The sequence below is a fragment of the Kocuria rosea genome (genome assembly GCF_006094695.1).
GTDB lineage: Bacteria > Actinomycetota > Actinomycetes > Actinomycetales > Micrococcaceae > Kocuria > Kocuria rosea.
This window is the reverse complement of the sequence record NZ_CP035103.1, coordinates 2,412,743-2,425,953: the sequence shown is the minus strand read 5'-3', so window position 1 is coordinate 2,425,953 and position 13,211 is coordinate 2,412,743. Positions and strand designations below refer to the sequence as shown.

General features: G+C 73.0%; 12 protein-coding genes. 11 read left to right on the top strand and 1 reads right to left on the bottom strand.

Translation table 11 applies throughout. From position 1 onward, the window contains the following. Positions 1-18 precede the first annotated feature (18 nt). The 11 genes from ftsZ to nrdR all read left to right on the top strand — a co-directional run bounded on the left by ftsZ (position 19) and on the right by nrdR (position 12,135). Positions 19-1,266: a cell division protein FtsZ gene (gene ftsZ / locus EQG70_RS11215; protein ID WP_035924051.1), complete on the top strand. Its 1,248-nt coding sequence runs from the start codon at positions 19-21 to the stop codon at positions 1,264-1,266. Positions 1,267-1,385: 119 nt separating this feature from the next. Continuing rightward, complete coding sequence (locus EQG70_RS11210; RefSeq protein ID WP_109268754.1) at positions 1,386-2,117, top strand: purine nucleoside phosphorylase YfiH/LACC1 family protein; 732 nt, start codon at positions 1,386-1,388, stop codon at positions 2,115-2,117. Then, entirely contained in the window at positions 2,114-2,893 is a 780-nt protein-coding gene (locus EQG70_RS11205; protein WP_109268755.1) for a YggS family pyridoxal phosphate-dependent enzyme, read from the top strand. Before EQG70_RS11210 ends, EQG70_RS11205 begins: the two co-directional genes overlap by 4 nt. Positions 2,894-3,021: 128 nt before the next feature. Next, positions 3,022-3,543 carry a cell division protein SepF gene (locus tag EQG70_RS11200; RefSeq protein ID WP_017833680.1) on the top strand — a complete coding sequence of 174 codons (522 nt, stop codon included), beginning with the start codon at positions 3,022-3,024 and terminating at the stop codon, positions 3,541-3,543. A 9-nt stretch (positions 3,544-3,552) separates the two neighbouring features. Beyond that, the gene (locus EQG70_RS11195; RefSeq protein ID WP_017833679.1) at positions 3,553-3,843 is read left to right on the top strand and encodes a YggT family protein; all 291 of its coding nucleotides are present in this window, start codon (positions 3,553-3,555) and stop codon (positions 3,841-3,843) included. A gap of 185 nt (positions 3,844-4,028) precedes the next feature. Continuing rightward, positions 4,029-4,766: a DivIVA domain-containing protein gene (locus EQG70_RS11190; RefSeq protein ID WP_109268756.1), complete on the top strand. Its 738-nt coding sequence runs from the start codon at positions 4,029-4,031 to the stop codon at positions 4,764-4,766. Positions 4,767-4,970: 204 nt separating this feature from the next. After that, the gene (lspA, locus tag EQG70_RS11185) at positions 4,971-5,561 is read left to right on the top strand and encodes a signal peptidase II (RefSeq protein WP_017833677.1); all 591 of its coding nucleotides are present in this window, start codon (positions 4,971-4,973) and stop codon (positions 5,559-5,561) included. Next, positions 5,554-6,504 carry an RluA family pseudouridine synthase gene (locus tag EQG70_RS11180; RefSeq protein WP_017833676.1) on the top strand — a complete coding sequence of 317 codons (951 nt, stop codon included), beginning with the start codon at positions 5,554-5,556 and terminating at the stop codon, positions 6,502-6,504. The genes lspA and EQG70_RS11180 overlap by 8 nt, the downstream gene beginning before the upstream one ends. 91 nt (positions 6,505-6,595) lie before the next feature. Next, on the top strand, positions 6,596-10,144 hold the full coding sequence (gene dnaE / locus EQG70_RS11175; RefSeq protein WP_017833675.1) for a DNA polymerase III subunit alpha: 3,549 nt from the start codon (positions 6,596-6,598) through the stop codon (positions 10,142-10,144). A gap of 58 nt (positions 10,145-10,202) precedes the next feature. Then, positions 10,203-11,558, top strand: a complete 1,356-nt coding sequence (hisD, locus tag EQG70_RS11170) for a histidinol dehydrogenase (RefSeq protein WP_109268757.1) — start codon at positions 10,203-10,205, stop codon at positions 11,556-11,558. Between the two features lie 7 nt (positions 11,559-11,565). Beyond that, the gene (gene nrdR, locus EQG70_RS11165; RefSeq protein WP_081994156.1) at positions 11,566-12,135 is read left to right on the top strand and encodes a transcriptional regulator NrdR; all 570 of its coding nucleotides are present in this window, start codon (positions 11,566-11,568) and stop codon (positions 12,133-12,135) included. Between the two features lie 237 nt (positions 12,136-12,372). Here the strand turns inward: nrdR and ppgK are convergent, their stop codons facing one another. Further along, positions 12,373-13,185, bottom strand: a complete 813-nt coding sequence (gene ppgK, locus EQG70_RS11160; protein WP_017834143.1) for a polyphosphate--glucose phosphotransferase — start codon at positions 13,183-13,185, stop codon at positions 12,373-12,375. Between the last annotated feature and the right edge of the window lie 26 nt (positions 13,186-13,211).

Here is a 13,211-nt window from a genome sequence, read left to right as displayed (position 1 = left end):
ATCTCCAGTTAGGTACCCATGGACTCCTCCACCCCCCAGAACTACTTGGCCGTCATCAAGGTCGTCGGAATCGGCGGCGGCGGCGTCAACGCCGTCAACCGGATGATCGAGGAGGGGCTGCGCGGCGTCGAGTTCATCGCGATCAACACGGACGCGCAGGCCCTGCTGATGAGCGACGCCGACGTCAAGCTCGACGTCGGGCGCGAGCTCACGCGCGGCCTGGGCGCCGGCGCCAACCCCGATGTCGGCCGCCAGGCGGCGGAGGACCACCACGAGGAGATCGAGGAGGTCCTCAAGGGGGCCGACATGGTCTTCGTGACCGCCGGCGAGGGCGGCGGCACCGGCACCGGCGGCGCCCCCGTGGTCGCCCGCATCGCCCGCTCCCTGGGCGCCCTGACCATCGGTGTCGTCACCCGCCCGTTCACCTTCGAGGGCCGCCGCCGGTCCAACCAGGCGGAGAACGGGATCGAGACGCTGCGCGACGAGGTCGACACCCTCATCGTGATCCCCAACGACCGGCTGCTGTCCATCTCCGACCGCAACGTGTCCATGCTGGACGCCTTCAAGTCCGCGGACCAGGTGCTGCTCTCCGGCGTGCAGGGCATCACGGACCTGATCACCACCCCGGGCCTGATCAACCTCGACTTCGCCGACGTGAAGTCCGTGATGCAGGGCGCCGGCTCGGCGCTCATGGGCATCGGCGCCGCGCAGGGCGAGGACCGTGCCGTGAAGGCGGCCGAGCTGGCGATCGCGTCGCCGCTGCTCGAGGCCTCGATCGACGGTGCCCACGGCGTGCTCCTGTCCATCCAGGGCGGCTCCGACCTCGGGCTGTTCGAGATCAACGAGGCCGCCCGCCTGGTCCAGGAGGTCGCCCACCCCGAGGCGAACATCATCTTCGGCGCGGTCATCGACGACGCCCTGGGCGACCAGGCCCGCGTCACGGTCATCGCCGCGGGCTTCGACTCGGTGAGCCCGGAGACCAACGCGAACAACACCAACGCGGCCGCCCAGCAGGCGGCGACCACGCGCGCGGCCTTCGGGTCCGGAGCCGGTCAGCCCGCCGGCGTGGGCCGTGCCCCGCAGCGCGGCGGGACCCCGTCCTTCGCCCAGCCCTCCACCTCGCAGCGGTGGGCGCAGCCGGTGCAGAACGACGACGTGCCCGACGACGCCGGCTTCGACGTCGACCTGCCCGCCGAGGCGGAGGCCGGCGCCGGGGCGGGCTCCGGGCGCAAGGACTCCCTGGACTTCCCCGACTTCCTGAAGTGAGTCCGGCCCCCTGGGGGCGGACGCGGTGGACCCGCGTCCGCCCCCAGGGCGCGTTAAGCCCCGCCGCCGGTTCCTCCGGCGGCACGACGAGACACGACGAGCAACGACAGGAGGACCCGGTGCTCTGGTGGCAGGACGACGTCGGGCAGGGCGTCCGGGTGGCGTTCACGGACCGCGGCGCGGGCAACCTCGCCCTGCACACGGGCGACGACCCGGAGGCGGTGCGGGCCCGCCGGGCCGCGCTCGAGCGGTCGATCGGCGTGCCCGGGGGCTCCCTGGTGTTCCTCGACCAGGTGCACGGCACCGACGTGGCCGACGCGGACCGGCACGACCGGCCGGCCGTGCCGACCGCGGACGCCGCGGTCACGGCGACGGGCGTGCCGCTGGCCGTGATGGTCGCCGACTGCGTGCCCGTCGTGCTGGTCGGGGAGGGGCCCCGCGGCCCGCTCACGGGCGTGGCGCACGCCGGGCGCCGCGGCCTGCTCGAGGGCGTGCTCGAGCGCGCCGTCGAGCAGCTGCGGGCCCGGGGCGCGAGCGGGCTGTCGGCCTGGCTCGGCCCCTCGATCTGCGGCAGCTGCTACGAAGTGCCGGCCGCCATGCGCGAGGAGTCCGCGGAGCGGATCCCCGCGGTGGCCGCCACGACGTCCTGGGGCACCCCTGCCCTCGACCTGCGCGCCGGGGCCCGGGAGCGGCTGACCGCCCTCGGGGTCGGCGTCGTCGAGCCGTCGGGGGCCGGCCCCTCCTGCACCCTCGAGAACGAGCGGCTGTCCTCGCACCGCAGGGACCCCGGCTCCGGCCGCATCGTCGGCCTCGTCTGGCGCTCGGGTCCCCGCGGGGAGGACGCCGCGTGAGCGCCGACCCGGCCGCCGCCCTCGGCGGCGACGATCCGCGGACCCTGGAGCTCGCCCGGTCCCTCGACCGGGTGCGTGCCCGGATCGCGGCCGCGGCGCGGGGGAGCGGGGCGGCCGAGGAGCCCGTGCTGGTCGCCGTGACGAAGTTCTTCCCGGCCGCGGACGTGGCCCGGCTGCACCGGCTCGGCGTCCGGGACGTGGGGGAGAACCGGGACCAGGAGGCCGCCGCCAAGGCGCGGGAGGTGGCCGGGCTCGTGGACGGACCCCTCACCTGGCACTTCGTGGGCCAGCTCCAGTCCAACAAGGCGAAGTCGGTGGTGCGCTACGCGGGGTGGGTGCACTCCGTGGACCGGGCCTCCCTGGTCACGGCCCTCGGCAAGGCGGTGCAGCGGCACCGGGAGGCCGTGGCGGCCGGGGACGCGGCCCCCGGGCCGTGCGCCGAGCAGGACCTGACGTGCCTCGTCCAGGTGTCCCTGGACGCCGAGGAGCGCCGCGGCGGCGCCCGCCCCGAGGACGTCGTCGGGCTCGCCGAGCAGATCGCCGGCACCGAGGGGCTGCGGGCCGGGGGCCTCATGGCCGTCGCCCCGCTGGGGGCGCCCCCGGGGCCCGCCTTCGACCGCCTCCAGGAGCTCTCGCAGCGGCTGCGGCGGTCCCTCCCGGAGGCCACGGCCGTGTCCGCGGGCATGAGCCAGGACCTCGAGGAGGCGGTCGCCCGGGGAGCCACGCACGTGCGCGTCGGCTCCGATATCCTCGGGCCCCGGGCGCCCGTAGGATAGCTTGGAGGACGGCCCCGCGGGGCCAGGGCCGTACCGCGTTCCGGGCAGCACCACGGGCGCAGGGCGGTCCGAGGATCCCGGAACTCCCCCCACCGCCGATATCCGCACAGACAGTCAAGGAGAGCACCATGGCCGGAGCGTTGCGCCGCACCATGATCTATCTCGGCCTCGCCGAGACGGACGAGGACTACGACGAGCCGACGCCGTCCCGCCAGGAGCACCAGCCCACCGCCGCGGTCCGCGAGGAGCCGCGCGAGGCCCGCGCCCACGAGTCCACCGCAGTGGCCGTGCCGCGCCGGTCGGCCGAGTACCGGGCGCCGGTCACCCCCATCAAACGCGCCCCCTCCAGCTCTCGAGAGGACAGCTCGACCTTGCGCACGATCACCACGGTCCACCCCCGCTCCTACAACGACGCGAAGTCCATCGGCGAGGCCTTCCGCGAGGGCACGCCCGTCATCATGAACGTCAGCGACATGGGCGACGCCGAGGCCAAGCGCCTGGTGGACTTCTCCGCAGGCCTGGTCTTCGCCCTGCACGGCTCCATCGAACGGGTGACCGGCAAGGTCTTCCTGCTCACCCCGTCCTACGTGGAGGTCGTCGGGCACCCCGCCGGCGGCGAGGACGAGACCGACGACCACCAGGAGGACTGAGGCGGACCGATGGACCTGTTGCTCTCCGTGCTGTACCTGGCACTGCACCTCGTGTACGTCGCGCTGCTCGCGCGCCTCGTGCTCGACTGGGTGCAGATGTTCGCCCGCAACTGGCGGCCCCGCGGAGCCGCCCTCGTCGGGGCCTCCGCCGTGTACACCGTCACCGACCCGCCGATGCGGTGGCTCCGGCGGATCGTGCCGCCCCTGCGCTTCGGCGGGGTGTCGCTGGACCTCGGGTTCCTCATCCTCATCTTCGCCGTCAGCATCGTCCAGGGCATCATCGGCTCGATGCTGGTCTGACGCAGTGCCGGTCTGACGCAGTGCCGGTCCGGCCCGGCGCCTGTCGGACCCGGCCCGCCGGGGACCGGCCTGTACGCTGTAACCGCACGACCACCGGGCGCCGGCCACCGCGCCGCCCCGGCCCCGGTCGGACGGATCCCCCGCCGCGGGCCGCGCCCGCGCTCCGCCCACGAAGGAATGCACCCATGGCTCTGACGCCCGAAGACGTCATCAACAAGCGGTTCCAGCCCACCAAGTTCCGGGAGGGCTACGACCAGGACGAGGTCGACGACTTCCTCGACGAGATCGTCGTGGAGCTGCGCCGCCTGAACCAGGAGAACACCGACCTCAAGCAGCAGCTCGAGGCCGCCGGGCAGCCCGTCGCGCCCAAGGACTCCGCGCCGTCGCCCGTCTCCGAGCCCGGCCTCCCGGTCGCCGAGGACACCGCCGGAGAGACCGCTGGGGAGACCGTCGAGGCCCCCGCCCCGGTCGCCGGCGGTGCGCCGCAGGAGGCGGTGGAGCGGACCTCTCCCGCCGCGGCCAGCACCGGAGCCGCCGAGACCGTCCCCGCGGAGACCGCGCCCACCTCCGGCGCGGCGCAGTCCGCGGCCGGAGTCCTGGCGATGGCCCAGAAGCTGCACGACGAGTACGTCGCCGAGGGCACCGCCGAGCGGGACCGGATCGTCGGCGAGGCCCGCGAGCGGGCCGAGGAGCTCGTCACGGACGCCCAGCGCACGCGCGAGGAGACCCTCACGGCCCTCCAGGAGGAGCAGGCCGAGCTGCAGGCCCGCGTCTCGGGGCTGCGCGCCTTCGAGCAGGACTACCGCACCAACCTCAAGGCGTACATCCAGGACCAGCTGCAGGACCTGGACACCACCCCGTCCCTCGAGCCCGCACCGGCCGCGGACGGCGCCGCCGCCCCGGTCCGGTCCGAGCAGGCCTAGCCGCCGCACCGCGACGCGCACCCCGCGGAGGGACCGGCCACGTGCCGGTCCCTCCGTCGTCGTCCGCCCCGGGCCGCCCCTGGAGGGGCGCCCCCGGGGCGGATGGCTCCCGGGCGGACGTGGCACCATGGAACGGGGCCGACGTCCCCGCCGCCCCGCCACCCCGGGGTGAGCCCGATCCCCGCCCCGCCACCCGAGGAGAGCATGAGCGAGTCCCCCGAAGTCCCCGCCGGAGCACCCGACCGCCGGACCCCGCGGGGCGTCCTCCTCCTCGCCGCGGCCGCCGCGCTGCTGGTGTACGCCGCGGACCAGCTCACCAAGTGGTGGGTCGTCGCGACCATGGAGCTCGGCCAGCGGACGCCGGTGGTCGAGGGACTGCTGTGGTGGCAGTTCATCCGCAACCCCGGCGCCGCGTTCTCCCTGGGGGAGAACATCACCTGGGTCTTCACCCTGGTCATGGTGGTCGTCTCCGTCCTCATCGTGCTCACCCTCCGCCGTGTCCGCTCGGCCGCGTGGGCCCTGGCCCTGGGGCTCGTCCTCGGCGGCGCCCTCGGCAACCTGACCGACCGGCTCCTGCGGGAGCCCGGCTCGGGGATGGGCCACGTGGTGGACTTCATCGCCGTGCCGCGCTTCGCGATCTTCAACATCGCCGACTGCGGGGTGGTCGTGGGGGTCTCCCTCGTGGTGCTCCTGACGCTGCTCGGCCGGGAGCTCGACGGCACCCGCACGGGCGCGGGCGCCCCGGACGCGCAGCGGGTCGAGGCCTCGCCGGAGGAGGAGGGCACCCGTGGCTGAGCCCGAGGAGCACGTGCAGGAGCGCTTCACCGTGCCGCCCGAGCTCGAGGGCCAGCGCGCGGACGCCGCCGTGGCCGCCCTCACCGGGCTCTCCCGCTCCGCGGCCGCCGTGCTCTGCGCCGAGGGCCGCGTGCTGCACCGCGACCGGCCCGTCGCCAAGTCCTTCCGGGTCGAGGCCTCGCAGACCCTCACCGTGCACGTGCCCGTCCCCGAGGACCCGGCCCGGATCGTGCCCCAGCTGGTCGAGGACTTCCGCGTGGTGCACCTGGACGACGACATCGTGGTGATCGACAAGCCGCCCGGCGTCGCCGCGCACCCCTCGCCGGGCTGGAAGGGACCGACCGTGGTCGGGGCCCTGGCGGGCGCGGGCGTCACCGTGAGCACTTCCGGCGCCCCCGAACGGGCCGGTGTGGTGCACCGGCTCGACGTCGGCACGTCCGGGCTGATGGTCGTGGCCCGCACCGAGCGCGCGTACACCGCGCTCAAGCGCGCCTTCAAGGACCGGACGGTCACGAAGGTCTACCACACGGTGGTGCAGGGCCTCCCGGACCCGCTGCGCGGGACGATCGACGCGCCGATCGGGCGCCACCCCGGCTACGACTGGCGCTTCGCCGTGGTCGACGGCGGCCGCGCGTCGATCACCCACTACGAGGTCCTGGAGGCCTTCGGCCGGGCGGCGCTCGTGGAGGTGCACCTGGAGACCGGCCGCACCCACCAGATCCGCGTGCACTTCTCCGCGCTGCGCCACCCGTGCTGCGGGGACCTCACCTACGGCGCGGACCCCGCGCTGTCGGCCGGCCTCGGGCTCACCCGGCAGTGGCTGCACGCCAAGCGCCTGGGCTTCGAGCACCCCGGCACGGGGGAGCCCGTCGAGTACGAGAGCCCGTACCCGCCGGACCTCTCCTTCGCCCTCGAGACGCTGCGCGACGGCGGTCCCGCCTGACCCGGCGGAGCGGCCCCGGCCGGGGGAGCCGGCCGTCGCGGGACGGCCCCGGCGGGGCGGAGCGGTCGGTGCGGACCACTACACTGGTCGGGTGACGACGGCGACCGGCAAGAACAGCTTCACCCACCTCCATGTGCACACCGAGTACTCGATGCTCGACGGTGCGGCACGCCTGGACGACCTCTTCGAGGCCTGCCACGAACTGGGGATGTCCTCCCTGGCGACGACCGACCACGGCTTCGTCTTCGGGGCCTTCGACTTCTGGAACAAGGCCCGCAACGCGGGGATCAAGCCCATCATCGGCGTGGAGGCCTACCTGACGCCGGGCACCGCCCGCTCCGACCGCACCCGCGTGAAGTTCGCCGACGGCGGCCGGGACGACGTCTCGGGCGGCGGCGCCTACACGCACATGACGCTGCTCGCGGAGACCACCCAGGGCATGCAGAACCTGTTCCGCGCCTCGTCCCTGGCGTCCCTGGAGGGCCAGCTGTACAAGCCGCGCATGGACCGCGAGCTGCTGAATACCTACGGCAAGGGCCTCATCGCGACCACCGGCTGCCCCTCCGGCGAGGTGCAGACCCGTCTGCGCCTGGGCCAGTACCAGGAGGCGCGGCAGGCCGCGGCGGAGTTCCGCGACATCTTCGGCGCCGAGAACTACTACTGCGAGCTCATGGACCACGGCCTGGGGATCGAGAAGCGGGTCACCGGCGACCTGCTCAAGCTCGCCAAGGACCTGCAGCTGCCGCTCGTGGCCACCAACGACCTGCACTACACCCACGCCGAGGACGCGAAGTCCCACGCCGCCCTGCTGTGCGTGCAGTCCGGCTCGACGCTGGCGGACCCGAAGCGGTTCAAGTTCGACGCCGACGAGTTCTACCTGAAGTCCCCGGCGGAGATGCGGGAGCTGTTCCGGGACTTCCCCGAGGCGTGCGACAACACCCTGGAGATCGCGGAGCGGTGCAACGTCGAGTTCGACACCTCCGCGAACTACATGCCCCGCTTCCCGACCCCCGAGGGCCACGACGAGGAGTCCTGGTTCGTCGAGGAGGTGCAGCGGGGCCTGCACCACCGCTTCCCCGGCGGGATCCCCGAGGACGTCCAGCGGCAGGCGGACTACGAGAAGGGCATCATCCTGCAGATGGGCTTCCCCGGGTACTTCCTGGTGGTGGCCGACTTCATCAACTGGGCCAAGAACAACGGGATCCGGGTGGGCCCGGGCCGCGGCTCCGGGGCCGGCTCGATGGTCGCGTACGCCATGCGCATCACCGAGCTGAACCCGCTGGAGCACGGCCTGATCTTCGAGCGCTTCCTCAACCCGGACCGCGTCTCCATGCCCGACTTCGACGTCGACTTCGACGACCGCCGCCGCTCCGAGGTGATCCACTACGTCACCGAGAAGTACGGCGACGAGCGCGTGGCCATGATCGTCACCTACGGCACCATCAAGGCCAAGCAGGCGCTCAAGGACTCCTCGCGCGTGCTCGGCTACCCCTTCTCGATGGGGGAGAAGCTGACCAAGGCCATGCCGCCGGACGTCATGGGCAAGGGCATCTCCCTCAAGGACGTCTACGACGAGAGCGCCAAGCGCTACGGGGAGGCCGACGAGCTGCGCGAGATCCTCGCCCAGGACCCGGAGGCGAAGAAGATCTTCGACACCGCCGAGGGCCTCGAGGGGCTCAAGCGGCAGTGGGGGGTGCACGCGGCGGGCGTCATCATGTCCTCGGACCCGCTGATCGACATCATCCCGATCATGCGCCGCGAGCAGGACGGGCAGGTCATCACCCAGTTCGACTACCCCACCTCCGAGGGGCTCGGGCTGATCAAGATGGACTTCCTGGGGCTGCGCAACCTCACGATCATCTCCGACGCGATCGAGAACATCACGCTGAACCAGGACGGGTTCGTCCTCGACCTCGAGAACCTCCTGCTCGACGACGCCGAGTCCTACGAGCTGCTGGCCCGCGGCGACACCCTCGGGGTGTTCCAGCTCGACGGCGGGCCCATGCGCCAGTTGCTCAAGCTCATGCGCCCCGACAACTTCGAGGACATCTCCGCGGTCATCGCGCTGTACCGTCCGGGGCCCATGGGCGCGAACTCGCACACGAACTACGCGCTGCGCAAGACCGGCCAGCAGGAGATCACCCCGATCCACCCCGAGCTCGAGGAGCCGCTCGCGGAGATCCTCAACACGACCTACGGCCTGATCGTCTACCAGGAGCAGGTCATGGCGATCGCCCAGAAGGTCGCGGGCTTCACGCTCGGCCAGGCGGACATCCTCCGCCGCGCCATGGGCAAGAAGAAGAAGTCGGAGCTGGACAAGCAGTACGAGGGCTTCCACGGCGGCATGGTGGAGCGCGGCTACTCGGAGGCCGCGATCAAGGCCCTGTGGGACATCCTCCTGCCCTTCTCGGACTACGCGTTCAACAAGGCCCACTCCGCCGCCTACGGCCTCGTCTCCTACTGGACGGCCTACCTCAAGGCGCACTACCCGGCCGAGTACATGGCCGCGCTGCTCACCTCGGTGGGCGACGACAAGGACAAGCTCGCCCTGTACCTCACCGAGTGCCGCCGGATGGGCATCACCGTGCTGCCCCCGGACGTCAACGAGTCCGCGCTGAACTTCACCCCGGTGGGCACCGACATCCGCTTCGGGATGGGCGCGGTGCGCAACGTGGGCGCCAACGTGGTCAGCGCGATGGTCGAGGCCCGGGAGGAGCACGGCGCCTTCACCTCCTTCAACGACTTCCTCGCGAAGGTCCCCGCCGTGGTGTGCAACAAGCGCACCATCGAGTCCCTGGTCAAGGCCGGTGCCTTCGACCGGCTGGGCCACACCCGGCGCGGACTCGTGCTCTGCCACGAGGAGGCCGTGGACGCCACGGTCGCCGTCAAGCGCCAGGAGGCGGCGGGGCAGTTCGACCTCTTCGGGGGCATGGGGCTGGACGACGAGGACCCCTCGACGTCGCTGACCGTCGCGGTGCCGGACGTGCCCGAGTGGGAGCGCAAGGACTTGCTGGCCTTCGAGCGCGAGATGCTCGGCCTGTACGTCTCCGACCACCCGCTGCGCGGCCTCGACGAGGCGCTCGGGCAGTACGCCGACACCTCGATCCAGCCGCTGCTCGGCGAGGACGGCCGGCCCGACGGAGCCGTGGTGACCGTGGCGGGCATGATCACCTCCCTGTCCCGGCGGATCGCCAAGACCTCGGGCAACGCCTACGCGCGGGTGGAGCTCGAGGACCGGACGGGCTCGATCGAGATCATGTTCTTCGGCAAGGCCTACGCCCCCATCGCGGGCGTGCTCGCGGAGGACCTCATCTGTGTGATCAAGGGCCGGCTGCAGCGCCGGGACGACGGGTCGGTGACGATCTCCGCGCAGGAGCTCACCGTGCCGGAGCTCTCGGCGGACGGGCACAGCGGCCCCGTGCTGATCGCCCTGCCCGAGTTCCGCGCCACGGAGGAGACGGTCAAGGAGATCGGCGCGGTGCTGCGCAACCACCGCGGGGACTCCGAGGTGCGCATCCACCTCGAGACCCGCCAGAAGGTGCAGGTCCTGCGCCTGGGCCCCGATCTGCGGGTGAACCCCTCACCGGCGCTGTTCGGGGACCTCAAGGTGCTGCTCGGCCCGACCTGCCTGGAGGTGTAGCCCACCGGGCGGCGGAGCGCAAGGCCCGGCACCCGGCCGGGCGCCGCGGTGGAATACCATGGAGAGCGTGACTACTGCTGAGACGACCACGACTCCCGTCCTGCGAACGATCGACCTGCGCGGCCGGCACCTGTCCTGGTCCGATCTGCGGGCGGCAGTGCCCCGGCAGAGCGCCACGTCGCTCGCCTCGGCGCAGCAGGCCGTGGAGGAGATCATCGCCGCGGTCCGCACCGAGGGCGCCGTCGCCCTGCGCCGCTACGCGCAGCGCTTCGACGGCGTGGCCCAGGACCGGCTGCGCGTCGACCCGGCGGAGATCCGGCGGGCCGTCGACGAGCTGGACCCGGCCGTGCGCCGGGGCCTGGAGACCGCCATCGAGCGCACCCGGGCCTTCGCGCAGGCGCAGCGCCCGGCCGACGCCCGCGTCGAGGTGGCGCCCGGCGCCGTGCTCGTGCACCGGTGGACGCCCCTGCGCCGAGCGGGGCTCTACGTGCCCGGCGGGCTGGCCGTCTACCCCTCGTCCGTGGTCATGAACGTCGTCCCGGCCCAGGCGGCCGGGGTCGGCTCCGTGGTGCTGTGCAGCCCGCCGCAGAAGGAGTTCGGGGGCCTGCCGCACCCCACGATCCTCGCGGCCGCCGGGCTGCTCGGGGTGGACGAGGTCTGGGCCATCGGCGGCGCCCAGTCGCTGGCCGCCATGGCCCACGGGGTCACGGACGGCGACGACGTCCTCGAGCCGGTCGACACCGTGACCGGTCCGGGCAACGTCTACGTCGCCACCGCCAAGCGCCTGCTCCGCTCCGTGGTCGGCGTGGACGCCGAGGCGGGGACCACCGAGATCGCCGTGCTGGCCGACGACACCGCCGTGCCGGCCTACGTGGCCGCCGACCTGATCTCCCAGGCCGAGCACGACCCCGCCGCCGGCGCGGTGCTGATCACCCACTCGCCCGGGCTCGCCGAGCGGGTCGCCGCGGAGCTCGCCGTCCAGGTCCCCGAGGCGAAGCACCGGGAGCGGATCACCACCGCCCTGTCCGGGCCGCAGTCCGGGATCGTGCTCACCGACGACCTCGACTCCTCGATCGCCGTGGCCGACGCCTACGCCGCCGAGCACCTCGAGATCCACACCGCCGACCCGCAGGAGGTCGCCGCCCGGGTGCGCAACGCGGGGGCGATCTTCCTGGGGCCCTACAGCCCCGTCCCGCTCGGCGACTACGCGGCGGGCTCGAACCACGTGCTGCCCACGGGCGGGACGGCGGTGCACGCCCAGGGCCTGTCCACCACCGCCTTCATGAAGGCGGTGCAGATCGTCGAGTACACCCAGGACGCGCTCGCCGTGATCGGGGAGGACATCGTGGCCGTCGCGCGCTCCGAGGACCTGCCCGCGCACGGCCGGGCCATCACGATCCGCACCGGGAGCTGATCCGACCGTGCACTGCCCGTTCTGCCGTCACACCGACTCCCGCGTCGTCGACAGCCGCACCACGGACGACGGGACGGCGATCCGCCGCCGCCGCCAGTGCTCCGAGTGCGGCCGGCGCTTCACCACGCTCGAGACCACGACCATCTCGGTCATCAAGCGCTCGGGCGTCACCGAGCCCTTCGACCGGCAGAAGATCGTCAACGGGGTGCGCAAGGCCTGCCAGGGGCGGCCGGTGAGCGAGGACGACCTCGCGATGCTCGCCCAGGAGGTCGAGGAGACGATCCGGGCGCTGGGCGCCGCGGAGATCGAGGCGCACGAGGTGGGGCTCGCGATCCTGGCCCCGCTCCGCCGGCTGGACGTCGTGGCGTACCTGCGCTTCGCCAGCGTCTACCAGGCCTTCGACGGCCTGGGGGACTTCGAGGAGGCGATCGACCTCCTGCGCCGGCAGCAGGCCGAGCAGACCGGGCAGCAGACCATCCCCGCCACCGTGGAGCCCATCGGCGCCGCCCGGAAGCGCAGCGGCCGGCGGCCGCGGGGCAAGGGCCTCGAGGGCGTGTCCCAGCCGAGGCTGCTCTGACGACCCGCCCGTGCGGTGCACCGGCTCCGGCCGCCACGTCCCGGCGTGTCCCTTGCCGCAGGCCGGATGAGGACCGTAGAGTGGGGTCCACAACAAGCTCCCGCCGGGGGCTGCGGAGGGGAAGCCGCGGCCCCCGGCGGGTTTTTTTCTGCCCCCGGCCGGATCGTTCCCGCCCGGTCACGACGCCGCCCGGTCACCTCCTCGCGAAGGTGACCGGGCGTCGTCGTCGGACCGGGCTCAGCTCTCGGGCGCGTGCGGGATGCCGGCCCACAGGGCGGCGCCCACGATCCCGGCGTTGTTGCGGAGCTCGGCGACCTTCACGGGCGTGCGCAGCTCGATGAAGGGGAGGAACTTCTCCGCCTTCTTCGACACCCCGCCGCCGACCACGAACAGGTTGGGCGAGAACAGGAACTCCACGTGGCTGAAGTAGCGCTGCAGGCGGGTGGTCGCCCACTTCTTCCACGGCATGTCCTCGCGCTCGCGCGCGGCGGCGGACGCCTTCGTCTCGGCGTCGTGGCCGTCGATCTCCAGGTGCCCCAGCTCGGCGTTCGGGACGAGCTTGCCGTTGAGGATCAGGGCGGAGCCGATCCCGGTGCCCAGGGTGATCACGATGACCAGACCCTTGACGCCCCGTCCGGCGCCGTAGACGGCCTCGGCCAGCCCCGCGGCGTCGGCGTCGTTGAGGGCCTCGACCGGACGGCCGAGCCGTTCGGTCATGAGGCCGTCGACGTCCGTGCCGATCCAGGACTTGTCGATGTTCGCCGCGGACAGGGCCACGCCCTCCTTGATGATCGCCGGGAAGACGATGCCCACGGGCGAGTCGGGGGCGGGAGCCTCGGGACGGGACTGCAGCTCCGCGACGATCTGCTGCATCACCTCCGCGACCTTCTCGGGGGTGGCCGGGCGGGGCGTGGCGATCCGGAAGCGCTCGCCGACGAGCTCGCCCGTGTCGAGGTCCACGATCCCGCCCTTGGTCCCGGTGCCGCCGAAGTCGATGCCGATGACGCGGCGGTTCGGGACGGCGGCGACGTCGCGGTCTGGTGTGGTCATGGGGCGGTCCTCTCGTGGGGCCGTGG